The organism is Thalassospira sp. CA1 (assembly GCF_059052855.1).
Window position 1 is genome coordinate 542,076 of record NZ_JBZCIA010000002.1, and the last position, 16,083, is coordinate 558,158.

The following is a 16,083-nucleotide window of genomic DNA, read 5'->3' on the forward strand; positions in this document are numbered from 1 at the left end:
TGTGGCTGTTTGTTCTGGCAATCAGAGCCAGGCTTATACCAGACGGCTGCGCTCTTTGGCGGCTTTGATATAGGAAACAAACAGCGGATGCGGATCCAGCGGACGCGAACGCAGTTCCGGGTGGAACTGAACACCGATGAACCACGGATGATCCGGATATTCGACGATTTCCGGCAAACGACCATCCGGCGACAGGCCTGAGAACTTAAGACCCTTCTCTTCAAGCTGGCCCATGAAGTTGACGTTCACCTCATAACGATGGCGGTGACGTTCAAGAACGGTTTCGCTGCCATAAATCTCGCGTGCACGGGTACCGTCGACAAGCTTGCACTCGTAATTGCCCAGACGCATGGTGCCGCCAAGATCATCATCATCAGAACGACGCTCGACCGAGCCACCATCTTTTGCCCATTCGGTCATCAGACCGACAAGCGGCGTCTTGGTCGGACCAAACTCGGACGAGGACGCATCCTTAAGCCCGGCAAGGTTACGCGCGGCCTCAAGAACCGCCATCTGCATGCCAAAGCAGATCCCGAAATACGGCACCTTGTTTTCACGTGCATAGCGGGCCGCGGCAATCTTGCCTTCGGTGCCACGCTCGCCAAAGCCACCCGGGACCATGATCGCATCCAGCTTGGACAGGATTTCGTTGACGTTGCCTTCTTTTTCCAGCTCGTCAGACGCAATCCATTCCAGTTTGACGCGCACCTTGTTGGCGATCCCGCCATGGGTCAGTGCTTCGGTCAGCGACTTATAGGCATCGGGAAGCTGGATGTATTTGCCAACGATGCCGATGGTGACCTCACCTTCCGGATTGCGGATGGTGTTGCAGATATCTTCCCACGGCTGAAGATCCGGTTCCTGCGCCTGCAGGCCGAAGTGATACAGCACTTCGTTATCCAGACCATACTGGTGATAGCTGATCGGCACCTGATAGATGTTATCAACGTCATAGGCCGGAATAACCGCCGCTTCACGGACGTTACAGAAACGCGCAATCTTGCGGCGTTCATTGATCGGAATTTCGCGATCACAACGGCACAGAAGAATATCAGGCTGAATACCGACACTCTGCAGTTCCTTGACCGAGTGCTGGGTCGGCTTGGTTTTAAGCTCCCCGGCAGACGAAATATAAGGAACAAGCGTCAGGTGCATGAACAAGGCCCGGCCATCGCCAAGGTCGTTGCCCATCTGACGGATGGCTTCAAGGAACGGAAGACTTTCGATATCGCCAACCGTGCCGCCGATTTCGACCAGGACAAAGTCCTCGGTCGCATCCGACATGACGAATTCCTTGATCGCATCGGTGATGTGCGGAATGACCTGCACAGTCCCGCCAAGGTAATCGCCGCGGCGTTCACGCGCGATCACGTTGGAATAGATACGACCAGTGGTGACGTTGTCGGACCGGCGCGATGATACGCCGGTGAAACGTTCATAGTGGCCAAGATCAAGGTCGGTCTCCGCACCGTCTTCGGTCACATAGCATTCGCCATGCTGGTACGGGCTCATGGTGCCCGGATCGACGTTGATATACGGATCAAGTTTACGCAGACGAACTGTAAAGCCGCGTGCCTGCAGGGACGCCCCCAAAGCAGCGGAAGCCAGACCTTTGCCCAGCGAGGAAACCACGCCACCGGTAATAAAGATAAAACGAGTCATTATCTTGGCCTCATCTCAAAGCACAAAGCCTCGGTTCGATGCCATTCAGTGCATCACGAACCGGGGAATTCAACAATCAAAAATTGAGGCGGCAAGTTTGCCGCCTCAGGTCGTCGGTTAATTTGTTTATCGGGTCGGAGCCGCGGGACCGGTGTCCTCGGCGGGCTCAGTGACCGCGGGGGCCGGTTCCGGCGCCTGATCAAGGATCGAAGCCGGCTGGGTGTGGGTATTCGACTGAAGGGCAAGAATGATGCTGGTGATCATGAATGCGCCTGCCAGAATAGCAGTAGTACGGGTCAGCAGGTTCGCAGCGCCGCGTGAGCTCATCACGCCGAAACCACCGCCGCCGCCTCCGCCGCCGCTGTTACCGCCGATACCAAGCCCACCGCCCTCGCTGCGCTGCACGAGAATCACAGCGATCAAGCCGAGCGCAAGAAGAAGGTGGATTACCAGAATGACTGTTTGCATGGTGTCGAAACTCTTGTCCTAATCAACCGATCCAAACGCAATTCGGCCCGGATCGGGCATAAATTTGATGCGTATTTAACGCGTTTTATGGCTGTTGGCTAGACCATATTAAACAAAATCTGCACCGCAGTCGGTCAGGCACAAGATTCAATAATCTGCCAGAAATCTTCAACCTTAAGGCTGGCCCCGCCGACAAGTGCACCATCGACATCTTCGACAGCCATCAATTCCTTGGCATTCGACGGCTTGACCGAGCCACCATAAAGAATTCGGAACTGATCACCATCCTCAAACCGTGCCATCAGACCTGCACGGATCGCAGCATGCACTTCGGCAACTTCTTCGACACTGGCAGTCCGGCCCGTGCCAATCGCCCAGACCGGCTCATAGGCAACAACCGTGTTTTTGGCCGTCGCCCCATCGGGAAGCGATACCGCCACCTGCCCGTTCACCACCGGCAACGTCGCGCCAAGATCGCGTTCTTCCTCGGTCTCGCCAACGCACACCACCGCGATCAAACCGGCATCATGGGCCGCAATCGCCTTTTTGCGAATATCGGTTGAACTTTCACCATGATCGGCACGACGTTCGGAATGACCGACCAGAACATATTGTGCGCCAATATCGGCCAGCATCGGGGCGGCCAGATCACCGGTATGCGCGCCTGAAATCGCCGCATGGCAATCCTGCCCACCGACGGCAACCGCACTTCCCTTGGTCACACCAACTGCCTCGGACAAAAGCGTTGCCGGCGGACAGACAAGAATATCGCAACCAAGCGCCCCTTTTTCAGACGCCTTTGCCGCCAGGCTTGATGCCAGCGCAAGACCGTCTGCACGCAAACAGTTCATTTTCCAGTTTCCGGCAATCAGGGGACGGCGTTGGGTCATGGGAGCTACCTCGTACTGATCTGGTTCACATTTTGTCTGTGTAGTGTCCTTGTTTCAAGACCATAACAACCGGTTTGCGGTTGATACGATTTGTTACAGGACCTGTTTCGACGCGGGTTTTAGCATGCCATGCCAGCGGGGCCAAGTACCCGAAAACGCCCGATCACGTATTTAGGATGTGATTGCAGTCATCTTCTATACAATCGCCTGTTGCCGCTGATAACACTCGCCATTAAGATGCGCGGCAAATTTGCTCGGGCCTTTTCGTCTATCGCGTCGTCCGGGCGACCATAATGAAACGACGTCAAAGCCTGATTTTGGCGTCAAACCACGGATTGTTAGGCTTATCATATGCTTGCTGGCATTCGCACATTTTCGAAATCAATCTTCGCCAAGATTATCTTTGGCGTGATTGCACTGAGCTTCGTGATCTGGGGCCTGAACGCATCGATGCTCAATCTGGGCACCTCGCGTGAAGTTGCCGAAATCGGCAGCCAACGGATCACCCCGGTCGAACTGGATCGCGCCTTCCAGCGTAGCGTGCAGAATATGCAAAACATGTTCGGACCGAACTTCAACCAGCAGCAGGCCATTCAGATGGGCCTTCTGAACAATACGGTGCAGTCGCTCGTATCCCAGAAGATCCTGCGTGAAGATGCCAAAAACATCGGTATCGGCATCAGCGACGAAGCCGTCCGTGATCAGATCTTCTCGTCTGACAGCTTCAAGGACCCGACCACCGGCCAGTTCAGCCGTGACCGCTTCCTGCAGGCCCTGTATCAGGCTGGCTACACCGAAAATGAATTCATTAACGGTGTCCGTGGCGACATGATGAGCCAGCAGGTTGTCAGCAGCCTGACCAACCCGGCAACGGTGCCAGACATCATGGCGCGTCAGATCGTCGCATACCGCAATGAACAGCGCAGCGGTTCGTTCTTTACACTGAACAAGGACGCCTTTGCTGACATCGAACCGGCTGATGACGCGACCCTTCGTGCCTATCACGAAGAAAACGCGGCCCAGTTCACCGCACCGGAAAGCCGCAATGTCACCCTTGCAACGCTGAGTGCCGCTGACCTGATTTCGACGGTCACCGTAACCGACGAAGAAATTTCCGAAGCCTATACACAGCGTGAACCGGAATTCCAGACCCCGGAAAAACGCACCGTCGAACAAATCCTGTTCTCGCCGAACGAAGAACAGACCGCCCGTGAAGCCTATAAGCGCCTGACAGAAGGTGCCGACTTCATGACGGTCGCCAAAGAAGACGCGAACATGGACGAAGCCATGGTCAAACTTGGCCAGTTCACCGCAAATGACATCCTGCCCGATCTCCGCGATGCGACCTTCTCGCTCGACGAAGGTGGCGTCTCCGAGCCGGTTGAAACCGCCCTTGGCTGGCACATCATCCGTGTTCCGTCGATCACCCCGGGCAGCACGCAAAGCCTCGATGAAGTCCGCGACATCATTGTTGACGGCCTCAAACAGTTCAAAGCCGAAGACGCCATTTATGATCTGGCGGCCACCTTTGACGAAGAACTCGGTGCCGGCACCCCGATCGAAGACGCCGCACGTGATGTTGGCGCAAAGACCTACAAGCTTGACGGCGTTGTCCGTGGTGAAGGCCTTGCAGGTCAGAACGTTGACGGCGCAGACGAAATCAACGCCAAAATCTTCGAGCTCGAAAACGGCGAGGAAAGCTTCCTTGAAGAAACCGCTTCGGGCACGCGTTATGTCGTTCGTGTTGAAAACGTAACCCCGTCGGCCCTCCGTCCGTTTGACGAAGTCCGCGACGAAGTTGTTGCCGCATGGACCGCCGAAGAACGCCAACGCCTGATGATGGAAAAGGCCGAAGAACTGGCTGGCAACATCAATACGTCCGGCGCTGATCTCGCGACCCTCGCCTCCGAAGACGGCGCAGACGTTCGCGAAACCGGCCTGACGCGCCGTACCGGCCGTGGTCTTGCAGATGACGTCAACCCGGCGGTTGCCGCTGCCCTCTTCACCCTTGAAGACGGCAAGGCCAAAGCTGTCCAGACCGGCGAAGACGTCATGATCGTCAAGCTTGATGAAATTCAAGCCGCCGACATCAACACCGCCGATGCCGCACCGGTAAATGACGAGCTCAAGGAAGCCCTTAACGAAGACATCCTTGCGCAGTATCTCAACTACCTGAACGAGGAAATCTCGGTCAGCGTCAATAACAGCGTGATCAACGAGCTTTATCAGCCGACCGCTGCAAACTGATCCGCATCCAGGGGCGACCGGAAAATCCGGTCGCCCTTTTTCTATCCCAAAGACGCCATCGCCAAACCGACCAAGCCCAACCATCGGACAGATCATGGAAATCAAACCGGATTTCACCAGTTTCAAGCAAAACTACAACAATGGCATTTCACAGGTTCTCTGGACCTCGTTGACCGCCGATCTTGATACGCCGGTCTCGGCCTTTCTCAAGATCGCCGAAGGCATGCCAAACACCTATTTGCTTGAATCTGTTGAAGGCGGATCGGTCCGCGGGCGTTATTCCTTCCTCGGGCTCAAACCCGACCTGATCTGGCGCTGCTTCGGCAACAAGGCCGAACTCAATCGCCGTGTGATGGCCGATGCCGACGCATTTGTGGCCGAGCCTGACGCCCCGCTTGACAGCCTCAAGAAACTGATCGCCGAAAGCCACATCGAACTGCCTGACAACCTGCCGCCGATGAGTGCCGGTCTGGTCGGCTATATGGGCTATGACACTGTGCGTCTGATGGAAAAGCTGCCTGACAGCAACAAGGACGAGCTTGATGTGCCCGACGGCATCTTCATCCGCCCGACCGTCACGGCAAGTTTTGACACCATCGAAGACACGGTAACCGTGGTGACGCCCGTGCGCCCGGAAAAAGGCATTTCGGCTGATGCGGCCTATGATCTGGCCTGCGCGCGGCTTAATGACGTGGTCCAACAGTTCCAGCGCAACCTGTTTATCGACCGTCGATCCAAATCCGTCCCCGATACCCTGCCCGAACCAAAAGTCAGCGTCACCGAGGCCGGTTTCCACGACATGGTTGAAAAGGCCAAGGACTATATCCGCGCCGGTGACATCTTTCAGGTCGTGCTGTCGCAACGCTACACGCTGCCCTATCAGCTCCCGCCCTTTGCCTTTTACCGGGCATTGCGTCGGATCAACCCGTCGCCCTTCATGTTCTATCTCGATATCGGCGGATTTCAGGTCGTCGGTGCCAGCCCGGAAATCCTGGTGCGGCTCCGCGATGGCGAAGTCACCATTCGCCCGATTGCCGGGACCCGTCGCCGCGGCAAAACGCCCGATGACGACAAAGTCATGGCCCAGGACCTGCTCGATGATCCCAAAGAACGCTCCGAACATCTGATGCTGCTCGATCTTGGCCGCAATGATGTCGGGCGTGTCTCCAAACCGGGCACCGTCCGCGTCACCGACCGCGAACAGATCGAATACTATTCCCACGTCATGCATATCGTCTCAAACGTCGTCGGTCAGATTGACGAAACAAAATACGATGCCATGGACGCGCTCAAGGCCGGCTTCCCGGCCGGAACCGTATCAGGTGCCCCAAAAGTCCGCGCCATGGAAATCATTGATGAACTGGAATCGGTCCGGCGTGGCATCTATGCCGGCTGTATCGGCTATATCTCGGCCGATGGCTCGATGGATACCTGCATTGCGCTGCGCACCGCCGTCATCAAGGACGAGAAAATCCACATCCAAGCCGGTGCCGGTGTCGTTGTCGACAGCAAACCGGAACTTGAACACAAGGAATGCCAGAACAAGGCCGGTGCGCTCATGGCCGCCGCCCGCGAAGCCCATCGCTTCGCCTGATCCGGTATCGCGCCAACAAAAAAAGGGCTGCAGTCATCCTGCAGCCCTTTTTTCATGTCCGTCAGCGAACCCTAGCCGGTCACACTTTGCATCGACCGGCGCAAAACATCCGTAATCGGCACCAGCACAAAGCCCTTGGCCTGAATTTCGGGGATCCATGTTTTAAGCGCCCCGATCGTCAGATCGCGCGGATGCCCAATCGCAATCGCAAAGCCCTGTTTGCGGGCGACATTTTCAGTACGCGCCAGCATATCGGCGATCTTGGCCGCATCATCGGCATCATCAATAAAGATATCACGCGTGATTGCCGGGACGCCAAAGCTGCTTGCCGTGGAATAGCCGACCGAGTCTGCGCTGGTCCGGCTATCAAGAAACATCAGGCCGCGTGACTTCATGACTTCCATGACAACACGCATGCGTTCGGGATCGGCGGTAAATTTGCTGCCCATGTGGTTGTTCACACCGACATAGCCATCAAAGCGATCCAGCATCCAGGACATCTCGTTCAGGATCTTCTGGCGGTCATAGCTTGCCAGCAACGCATGCGGCCCCGGATCAACCGATGCAGATGACGGCTCCATCGGCATATGCAGCATCACTTCATGGCCAGCCTTGCGCGCGGCATTGACCTGCGCCTGCAAATCACGGGCATAGGGCAGATATGAAATCGTGATCGGCCCCGGCAAATCGACCGTCTTGGCGGTGCGCGGCTGATCAAGGCCGGCATCATCAATCACAATCGCAATCACTGGTTTGTCGCCAGTATCCTGTGTCAGCGCGGCATATTTCTGCCACGGCTGATTTGTCGGGCCAACGGTTGCAACCGGAACATCATTGCCACTGTCGCCAGGAAGGATATCCCCGCCCTGCTCCGGTTTGCGTGCGGCTGGTGCCGGAACGAAGTCCGTCAGTCCCTGCCCGCCTTGCCCGGTGGATCGGGTGGTTTCACTGTTTTCACCGACCAGATATCCGGTGCGTCCACGCTCGGATACGTTGGCATTTTCCGAAAGCTTGTAATCCTTGCGAAGCTTCGGGGTCGGCTCCGGCTCAGCCAGGGCATAATTCGGTGCGCTTTGATCCGCTGCGCGGCCAAATTCATCCGACGCGCGATCAAGTTCAAGCATGCTGCCAACGGCAATAATGGCCGACAGCGTACCCGCAACAAAGGCCCCGCCCAGCATCAGGCGACCAATGCCACCCGATTTCTTTTTCGGGGCGGTCTTTTTACGAGTGGATTTCTTGGGTGCCGCCTTCTTACGTTTGGCGGTCGGTGCCCGGGTTGCCCGGCGTGCCACGCTGTGGTCTCCAGTATTCGTTTGCTGGGATGCTCGTAGCGGCCAAACACACGGTTCGGCCCCTTCCCATATGGTGATTATATACCGATCAAGTCGGTTTGTGTTTTCACGTTTTTAAAACGCCTCTGGTTAGCACCCGGTTAAAGAACATTAACGACCGAGCACCAACGTGCATTTAGATCGCGAAAAACCCTTGCTCTGCTTCTGCTTGACGTAGCGACAAGGGCGTTTATTCTCTGGCAACTTTAATATGCACAGGCCTTTCCTCCGATGTATCTCCTCATCGACAATTACGACAGTTTCACATTCAATCTGTGGCACTATCTGCGCGAACTCGGCCCGGAGGTCGAAGTGCGCCGCAATGATGAGATTACCGTAGATGCGGCCATGGCGCTCAATCCCGAAGGCATTGTGATTTCGCCCGGTCCTTGCGACCCGGAACGGGCCGGTATCTGCCTTGATCTGATCAAGGCCGCCGCAGGCAAAGTCAAATTGCTTGGCGTCTGTCTTGGTCATCAATCGATCGGTCAGGCCTTTGGCGGCAAGGTGATCCGTGCGCCCGAATGCATGCATGGCAAGACCGATGCGATGAAGCATTCCGGCACCAGCGTTTTCAAAGGCCTTCCCAGCCCGTTTGACGCCACCCGCTATCACTCGCTGGTGATTGAACGCGAAACTTTGCCCGACAGCCTTGAAATAACGGCCGAAAGCGGAGATGGTCTTATTATGGGCGTGCGTCACAAAACCCATCAAATTCATGGTGTCCAGTTCCATCCCGAAAGCATCGCTTCGGAACATGGCCACGCCTTGCTTAAGAATTTTATCGACTATACCGGTGCTTAGGCCCATGCCGAACCCGCACCGGACCGCAAACCAAGGAAGACCCGATGTCGACTGATCATGATCTGAAGCCAATTCTGGCCAAAGTCGCAGATGGCGAAAAACTGACCGAAAGCGCTGCCGAGGCGGCCTTTAACGTGCTGATGTCCGGTCAGGCGACACCATCTCAGATGGGGGCTTTCCTGATGGGCTTGCGCATTCGTGGCGAAACCGTTGATGAAATCACCGGTGCCGCCCGTGTCATGCGCGAAAAGGCAACCGGCATCATTGCCCCGGAAAATGCGGTCGATACCTGCGGCACCGGCGGTGATGGCAGCGGTACCTATAACATCTCGACCGGGGCTGCGATTGTGGCGGCCGCCGCGGGTGCCACCGTTGCCAAGCACGGCAACCGCGCCGCATCATCCAAATCCGGGTCTGCCGATGTTTTGATGGCGCTTGGTGTCAATCTTGATGCCGATATGAAGCTTCTGGAAAAGGCGCTTCGCGACATCAATCTCTGCTTCATGATGGCAACCCGCCACCATTCGGCGATGCGCCATGTCATGCCGACCCGCGTTGAAATGGGCACGCGCACCATCTTTAACCTGCTGGGACCGCTGGCCAACCCGGCCAAGACCAAACGTCAGGTTCTTGGTGTCTTTGCCAAACAGTGGGTCGAACCGATTGCCAATGTATTGAACCGTCTGGGATCGGTGCATGCATGGGTTGTTCATGGCCACAGCGGTCTTGATGAAATCTCGACCACCGGCCCGACCTATGTTGCCGAGGTCAAGAACGGCAAGGTCACAACATTTGAAATCAGCCCAAGTGATTTCGGGCTTGAAACCGTAACGCTTGACGACCTCAAGGGTGGTGATGCCGATGTCAATGCCAGGGCGATTACCGACCTTTTGGCCGCCAAGAAAAGCCCGTACCGCGACATCGTTCTGATGAATGCCGGGGCGGCACTTGTGGTCACCGGCATTGCCAGCGATCTGGCCGACGGCATCAAAAAGGCCGCAGACGCCATTGATAGCGGCAAGGCTGCCGAGACCCTGCAAGGGCTTGTCAAGATTACCAATGAAGGAACCCCGGCGTGAGCGACGTACTAGCCAAAATCTGCAATGACAAACGCGATCACGTTGCGGCCTGCAAGGCGCGCAAGACGCTTGCCACCCTCGAGGCCGAGGCAAAGGCACAATCAGCCCCGCGTGGTTTTATCAAGGCCCTTGAAACCAGTGTTGCCGATGGCCGTTATGGCCTGATTGCCGAAATCAAGAAGGCATCGCCGTCCAAGGGGCTGATCCGCCCGGACTTCAATCCGCCGGAACTCGCCAAGGCTTACAAGGCTGGCGGGGCAAGCTGCCTGTCGGTTCTGACTGACATCCCCTATTTCCAGGGCGATGACAGCTATCTGGTGGCCGCCCGTGCGGCGGTCGATCTTCCGGCCCTTCGCAAGGACTTCATGGTCGATCCCTATCAGATTACCGAGGCACGTGCCCTTGGTGCGGATTGCATCCTCCTGATCATGGCAGCCCTTGAAGATAGCCTGGCTTCTGAGCTTGAAGATGCCGCACACAGCCTTGGCATGGATGTTTTGATCGAGGTACACAACGCCCCGGAACTCGAACGTGCGCTCAAGCTCAAGTCACGTTTGGTGGGCATCAACAACCGCAACCTCAAGACCATGGAAATCTCGCTCACCACGACCGAGGAACTGGCAAGCATGGTCAGCGATGATCGGTTGCTGGTGGCCGAAAGCGGCCTGTTTACCCCTGATGACCTTGCCCGCATGGCAAAGGTCGGCGCTGAGTGTTTCCTGATCGGCGAAAGCCTGATGCGCCAGGACGACGTCGCAACCGCCACCCGCAACCTGCTTGGCCTTGCGGCCTGATCAATACTGGACAGAACCAATGGCAGACAAGCTTTCCCATATTGATGCCGGTGGCAACGCGGTGATGGTCGATATTTCGGCCAAGGCAGAAACTGCGCGCACCGCCATTGCCAAGGCACGGGTTCTGATGTCTTCCGAAACCGCCAAGCTGATTGCCAAGCGCGGCCATAAAAAGGGTGATGTTCTTGGCATCGCCCAGCTTGCCGGGATCATGGGCGCGAAAAAGACCCCCGATCTGATCCCGCTCTGTCATCCGCTGCCCCTGACCTCCGTCACCGTCGATCTCGAACTGGCCGAGGGTGTCGATGCGGTCGATATCACCGCCACCTGCAAAACAACTGGCAAGACCGGTGTCGAGATGGAGGCCCTCACCGCGGCCTCGGTTTCCGCACTCACCGTTTTTGACATGTGCAAGGCGGTTGATAAAAGTATGAGGATTACCGATTTGCGGGTCACCCGGAAAGAAGGTGGCAAGTCGGGCACCTTCGTCGCGGACTAACATCCTGTCCGAAATAACGGCCTAATATTCACATTTTTTGAAAAGTTGCCGCGATTATTCGGTTTTTGCGTTTAATCGCACAGACGCGCTTGACCCGCGAAAAGAACTAAAGTAGAACATTTATGTATCCTTTTTGTTCTTTTTACAGGTTCGGGAAATATCATGCTGACGCGCAAGCAATATGAGTTGCTGGTCTATATAGACAATTACCTTCGCGATCACGGGATTTCGCCCTCTTTCGACGAAATGAAAGAGGCCCTGAACCTTAAATCCAAATCCGGCATTCATCGCCTGATCACAGGCCTTGAGGAACGCGGCTTTATCCGCCGCCTTGCCCATCGTGCACGCGCGCTTGAGGTCGTCAGACTTCCGGAAAACAGCGATGATGACGCCCCGGAAACGCCAAACAATGTGACATCGCTTGCCAGTGTCCGAAAGGCCGCGCATCGGCCAACCACGGTGCCAACCGCCTTCTCGGAAGCCGGGGAATCCGTTGGTTTGCCGCTCTATGGCCGGATTGCTGCCGGTACACCGATTGAGGCCCTTCGCGATCAAACGACCATGGTACAGGTCCCGGCCGCCCTGCTTGGTGCCGGTGATCACTATGCCCTTGAAGTATCGGGGGATTCGATGATTGATGCCGGTATTCTGGATGGCGACACCGTTCTGATCCAGCGCTGCGAACAGGCCCATGACGGTACCATCGTGGTGGCACTCGTTGACGATAGCGAAGCCACGCTTAAGCGCCTGAAACGCGGGCGTGGTGAAGTTCTGTTGGAACCGGCCAACGCACGCTATGAAACCCGCGCCCTGTCGCCAGATCGCGTGCGCATTCAGGGCCGTCTGGTCGGGCTGCTGCGTCAGTACTGATTGCTTGCGCAAAGCTATCAACAAGAAACGCCCGGTGCACACGCCCGGGCGTTTTTGTTTTGTGTGAGAACAGGTTGTTAGCGCCCTGCTCTGCCGCCGATGATGATCCATGGCCAATTGCCGGTTTCCGCACGGACGGTGTTGATTACTGGATTTTCTTCAGCCTCAGACGGCAGTTTGATCGCAACACCGCCCTGCCACCACAGAACATCATCATCGATGACCATGCGCGCGCCAGAGGCCTGACAGATGGTTGGTAGATCTGTTTTCAGACTAACAATGATATCTGCATTACGGCAGGCATAAAACGGATTGGCAATCCGGCTTGCGACAATGATCCGTGACTGAACGATGTTAGCGCTAACACCAAGGGAGCACGGGTCGTTCTGGCAGACCTGTACGCGGCTTTGTTCCTGTTCGGGCCGAATGCCAAAGCGGCTCATCCAGATGCCTTTTTGAAAGTCATTCAGCCGTGATGAGGTATGCAGGATACCGGCATCGGGATCATAAACAGCCCAGCTTTCGCGGTCGCCTGATATCAGGATTTCGGGTTCTTTGTGCAGTGCCTGAAAGATGATGGCGGCAAAAATCACCGGAAGAACCGGCACGATCATCACCTTGTCGCGCCAGATAACGATCCATGCCAAGGCAAACAGCCCCAAGGCAACCGCCAGCATATCAAGGCCCGAGACATACCAAAGCCCCCAGTCCTGTGCGGCGACCAGTTCGGCTGTTTCCAAAAGCACCGTCAATCCGGGCTTCATCGCGGCCAAAGAAAGCCCCGATAACCCAATCGGGATCAGCGCCAACGTCACAACGATCCAGGGCATCACCCAGAATGCCATGACCGGAATGGCGACCAGATTGGCGAGTACGCCCAGCATTGAAATTCGACCGAAATGATAGCCGATGATGGGGGCAGTCACGGCCGTCACGATCAAACTGGTCAGCAGCAAGCCGGCAAGATAAAGACCAGCACGCTCGTACCAGGACAGCACCCCCTGCCGATCCAGCCAGCGCCGCCCCGGCCCGTCATAAAACGCAACAAGTGCACCAACAGCGGCAAAGGAGAGTTGGAAACTGGCGCCAAGCGCCGCATCAGGCCGAAGGATCAAAACAATGATCGCGGCAACACCCACAAGGCGCAGCGATATGGCACGGCGATCCAGCAGGAGTGCCAGCCAAACCACAAGCAACATGACAAAGGCGCGCTGGGTCGGAATGGTCGCCCCGGACAATCCGAGATAGACAAGCCCCGCCAGCATGGCCGCCATCGCCGCCCATTTCTTGATCGGATAGCGCAAGGCAATTGATGGAATGGCGGCCAACCCGAACCGGATCAGGAAAAACACCGTCCCGCAAAGCAAACCCATATGCAGGCCGGAAATCGCCAACAGATGCGCAAGCCCGGATTTGCGAAGGTTATCGGCAATATCCGGGGCCACTTCGCCGCGTTCGCCAATGATCAGTGCCTTGGCAATGCCGGTTTCGGGGCCTGTCATTTCATCGCTGATGACGGCTGAGATATATTGACGCGCCCTTTCAATACCGACCAGCAAAATATTGTTATTTATATCTTTTTGATTTTCCAGAACTTCGAACTGTCGTCCAAAGACAAAGCCGGAAGCGGCAATATTGCTGAAATAGAGATTACGTGAAAAATCCGGGTCGCCGGGAACGGCAGGTGCGCGCAAGGGAAAGAGACGTGCGTTCGCGCGGATCTGGTCGCCAATTGAAAGCGCACTATCGCCCAGAAAGCTGAGCCTTAAATTCCAGTCCAGTTGGTCTTGGGCAATACCGACAATCTCGGACGGTTGGACAGTGGCGCGGATGCGTCCATTCCGCGGTTCCAGCGCAATGATGGTGCCGGTGACCTCGGTCGTATAGAGCGTTTTTGTCGGGATATTATCCGGGCCAAGTTCGGTATGGATGGCACTTGTCAAAGCCCCGAACGCCAAACTGGCAAGCAGTTGAAACGCGAAGGCCAGAGTGGCAAGTCGCCGCGACATCCAGAAACCGCAGCACAGCAGAATCACCGCCAGAGCAATTTGACCAAGCCCGATACGCGCAGGGAGCAAGAAATACCCGGCACAGCCCAACCCAAAGAAGATAACCGAGGACAGAAACCATTTATTTCTTTGGCTTGTTACAACAAAATTAATTTGTGAGAAAATGCCCACAAACAATTGTTTTAATTTAACTTTACCTGTCGCCGTACGACGAATGTCCAATAGCCCGCCTGCCGCATAGTTTCTATCTAACATCCGCTGTGGTGCAACAGCGTGTCATTTGTGCTATAGCCTGCACGCCAAAAGTCCTCAGGACAAGCGACAACATCCAAATAACGGATAGATTGAATGACGGTTGTTACCCGTTTTGCCCCGTCTCCGACCGGGTTTCTGCATATCGGCGGCGCACGCACCGCACTTTATAACTGGCTTTATGCCAAACATACCGGTGGCAAGTTCTTGCTCCGGATTGAGGATACCGACCGTGAACGTTCAACGCCCGAGGCCGTAGACGCCATTTTTGACGGCTTGAACTGGCTTGGCCTGACCGCAGACGAAGAGCCGACTTTCCAGTTTGCCCGTCGCGACCGCCATGCAGAAGTCGCCCAACAGCTTCTTGATGCCGGGAAAGCGTATTATTGCTATTGCTCCCCCGAGGAACTGACCGCCATGCGCGAGAAGGCCCGCGCAGAAGGCCGTCCGATGAAATATGACGGTACCTGGCGCGATCGCGACCCGTCCGAGGCGCCGGAAGGTGTCAAACCGGTGGTCCGCGTCAAGGCCCCGCAAGAAGGCGACGCCGTGATCAATGATCAGGTGCAGGGCGAAGTTCGCGTCGGTAACGAGCAGCTTGACGATTATGTCATCCTGCGCGGCGACGGAACACCGACTTACATGCTTTCAGTCGTGGTTGATGACCATGACATGGGTGTAACCAACGTTATTCGTGGTGACGACCACCTGACCAACGCATTCCGTCAGAAAGTCATTTATGATGCCATGGGCTGGGATGTCCCGACCTTTGCGCATATCCCGCTGATCCATGGTCCGGATGGCGCCAAGCTGTCTAAACGCCATGGTGCACTGGGTGTTGATGCCTATCGCGATGAAATGGGCTTCCTGCCCGAAGCATTGAATAACTATCTTCTGCGTCTTGGCTGGGGCCATGGCGATGATGAGGTCATTTCGACCGAGCAGGCGATTGAATGGTTTGACATCACCGATGTCGGCAAAGGGGCTGCACGCTTTGATTTTGCAAAGCTGACCAACCTTAATGGCATCTACCTGCGTCAGGCCGATGACAAACGCCTTGCAGACGAGATTTCACCGCTGATTGCCAAGCAAATTGGTGTCGATGCGCTTGATGCGTCGCAAAAAGAAATCTTGATCAACGGCATGGCAGGCCTTAAAGAAAGGGCCAAGACTCTTATCGAGCTCGCCGACTCTTCGGCTTTCTACGTTACCGATGGCATTATGTCCGTTAACGAGAAAGCCCAGTCCCTGATTGATGGTGCACCTGAAGGTCTGTTCAAGGAACTGGCCAACAGTCTTGAAGCGCTTGATAGCTGGACCGAAGAGGACGTTGACGCAAGTGTTCGTGCCATTGCCGATAAGTTTGAGTTAAAGCTTGGCAAAGTTGCGCAGCCCTTGCGGGCGGTGCTTACAGGTTCCAACTCTTCACCAGGCATTTTCGAAGTAATGATTGTGCTTGGCAAAACCCAAACGCTGAAACGCATTCGCCATTTTGATGCATAACAACAGCGAATTAAGAAAAACTAATAACCCGTTTGCGCTTTGTGCGCCGCAGCATTATGCTGCACACAACTTGAAACC

13 protein-coding genes are annotated in these 16,083 nt (G+C 55.8%); 8 read left to right on the plus strand and 5 right to left on the minus strand.

Features of this window, described 5'->3' with window-relative positions; all coding sequences use genetic code 11:
• Positions 1-33: 33 nt before the first annotated feature.
• The 3 genes from pyrG to tpiA form a co-directional block, all read right to left on the minus strand.
• A complete protein-coding gene (gene pyrG, locus AC5Q5A_RS06660; RefSeq protein ID WP_008891175.1) occupies positions 34-1,662 on the minus strand; it encodes a CTP synthase in 1,629 nt (542 codons plus the stop codon).
• Between the two features lie 126 nt (positions 1,663-1,788).
• Positions 1,789-2,130: a preprotein translocase subunit SecG gene (gene secG / locus AC5Q5A_RS06665; protein WP_008891176.1), complete on the minus strand. Its 342-nt coding sequence runs from the start codon at positions 2,128-2,130 to the stop codon at positions 1,789-1,791.
• A 134-nt stretch (positions 2,131-2,264) separates the two neighbouring features.
• Positions 2,265-3,020 (minus strand): triose-phosphate isomerase, encoded by a 756-nt coding sequence (tpiA, locus tag AC5Q5A_RS06670; RefSeq protein ID WP_064781475.1) that lies wholly within the window; start codon positions 3,018-3,020, stop codon positions 2,265-2,267.
• 351 nt (positions 3,021-3,371) lie between these two features.
• Between tpiA and AC5Q5A_RS06675 the strand changes: the two genes are divergently transcribed.
• Entirely contained in the window at positions 3,372-5,267 is a 1,896-nt protein-coding gene (locus tag AC5Q5A_RS06675) for a peptidyl-prolyl cis-trans isomerase (protein WP_493894741.1), read from the plus strand.
• 94 nt (positions 5,268-5,361) lie between these two features.
• Complete coding sequence (trpE, locus tag AC5Q5A_RS06680; RefSeq protein WP_493894742.1) at positions 5,362-6,861, plus strand: anthranilate synthase component I; 1,500 nt, start codon at positions 5,362-5,364, stop codon at positions 6,859-6,861.
• Between the two features lie 71 nt (positions 6,862-6,932).
• Here the strand turns inward: trpE and AC5Q5A_RS06685 are convergent, their stop codons facing one another.
• Complete coding sequence (locus AC5Q5A_RS06685) at positions 6,933-8,156, minus strand: divergent polysaccharide deacetylase family protein (protein WP_493894743.1); 1,224 nt, start codon at positions 8,154-8,156, stop codon at positions 6,933-6,935.
• A gap of 270 nt (positions 8,157-8,426) precedes the next feature.
• On the opposite strand from AC5Q5A_RS06685, the gene AC5Q5A_RS06690 reads away from it, so the two are divergent.
• The 5 genes from AC5Q5A_RS06690 to lexA all read left to right on the plus strand — a co-directional run bounded on the left by AC5Q5A_RS06690 (position 8,427) and on the right by lexA (position 12,241).
• Positions 8,427-8,999: an anthranilate synthase component II gene (locus tag AC5Q5A_RS06690; protein WP_493894744.1), complete on the plus strand. Its 573-nt coding sequence runs from the start codon at positions 8,427-8,429 to the stop codon at positions 8,997-8,999.
• 44 nt (positions 9,000-9,043) lie between these two features.
• A complete protein-coding gene (trpD, locus tag AC5Q5A_RS06695; RefSeq protein ID WP_008891184.1) occupies positions 9,044-10,078 on the plus strand; it encodes an anthranilate phosphoribosyltransferase in 1,035 nt (344 codons plus the stop codon).
• The gene (gene trpC / locus AC5Q5A_RS06700) at positions 10,075-10,872 is read left to right on the plus strand and encodes an indole-3-glycerol phosphate synthase TrpC (protein WP_493894745.1); all 798 of its coding nucleotides are present in this window, start codon (positions 10,075-10,077) and stop codon (positions 10,870-10,872) included. The genes trpD and trpC overlap by 4 nt, the downstream gene beginning before the upstream one ends.
• A 19-nt stretch (positions 10,873-10,891) precedes the next feature.
• The gene (gene moaC, locus AC5Q5A_RS06705) at positions 10,892-11,371 is read left to right on the plus strand and encodes a cyclic pyranopterin monophosphate synthase MoaC (protein WP_493894746.1); all 480 of its coding nucleotides are present in this window, start codon (positions 10,892-10,894) and stop codon (positions 11,369-11,371) included.
• Positions 11,372-11,533: 162 nt separating this feature from the next.
• Entirely contained in the window at positions 11,534-12,241 is a 708-nt protein-coding gene (gene lexA / locus AC5Q5A_RS06710; protein ID WP_008891187.1) for a transcriptional repressor LexA, read from the plus strand.
• A 77-nt stretch (positions 12,242-12,318) separates the two neighbouring features.
• Here the strand turns inward: lexA and AC5Q5A_RS06715 are convergent, their stop codons facing one another.
• A complete protein-coding gene (locus tag AC5Q5A_RS06715) occupies positions 12,319-14,319 on the minus strand; it encodes a ComEC/Rec2 family competence protein (RefSeq protein ID WP_493894747.1) in 2,001 nt (666 codons plus the stop codon).
• Between the two features lie 279 nt (positions 14,320-14,598).
• Between AC5Q5A_RS06715 and gltX the strand changes: the two genes are divergently transcribed.
• Positions 14,599-16,005 (plus strand): glutamate--tRNA ligase, encoded by a 1,407-nt coding sequence (gene gltX, locus AC5Q5A_RS06720; RefSeq protein ID WP_417836651.1) that lies wholly within the window; start codon positions 14,599-14,601, stop codon positions 16,003-16,005.
• Positions 16,006-16,083: the final 78 nt, after the last annotated feature.

Excerpts from the sequence above, each read along its gene's own strand:
- moaC (WP_493894746.1), top strand. The coding sequence starts at position 10,892 with ATGGCAGACAAGCTTTCCCATATTGATGCCGGTGGCAACGCGGTGATG.
- tpiA (WP_064781475.1), bottom strand. The coding sequence starts at position 3,020 with ATGACCCAACGCCGTCCCCTGATTGCCGGAAACTGGAAAATGAACTGT.
- trpD (WP_008891184.1), top strand. The coding sequence starts at position 9,044 with ATGTCGACTGATCATGATCTGAAGCCAATTCTGGCCAAAGTCGCAGAT.
- AC5Q5A_RS06675 (WP_493894741.1), top strand. The coding sequence starts at position 3,372 with ATGCTTGCTGGCATTCGCACATTTTCGAAATCAATCTTCGCCAAGATT.
- lexA (WP_008891187.1), top strand. The coding sequence starts at position 11,534 with ATGCTGACGCGCAAGCAATATGAGTTGCTGGTCTATATAGACAATTAC.
- gltX (WP_417836651.1), top strand. The coding sequence starts at position 14,599 with ATGACGGTTGTTACCCGTTTTGCCCCGTCTCCGACCGGGTTTCTGCAT.
- pyrG (WP_008891175.1), bottom strand. The coding sequence starts at position 1,662 with ATGACTCGTTTTATCTTTATTACCGGTGGCGTGGTTTCCTCGCTGGGC.
- AC5Q5A_RS06690 (WP_493894744.1), top strand. The coding sequence starts at position 8,427 with ATGTATCTCCTCATCGACAATTACGACAGTTTCACATTCAATCTGTGG.
- secG (WP_008891176.1), bottom strand. The coding sequence starts at position 2,130 with ATGCAAACAGTCATTCTGGTAATCCACCTTCTTCTTGCGCTCGGCTTG.
- trpE (WP_493894742.1), top strand. The coding sequence starts at position 5,362 with ATGGAAATCAAACCGGATTTCACCAGTTTCAAGCAAAACTACAACAAT.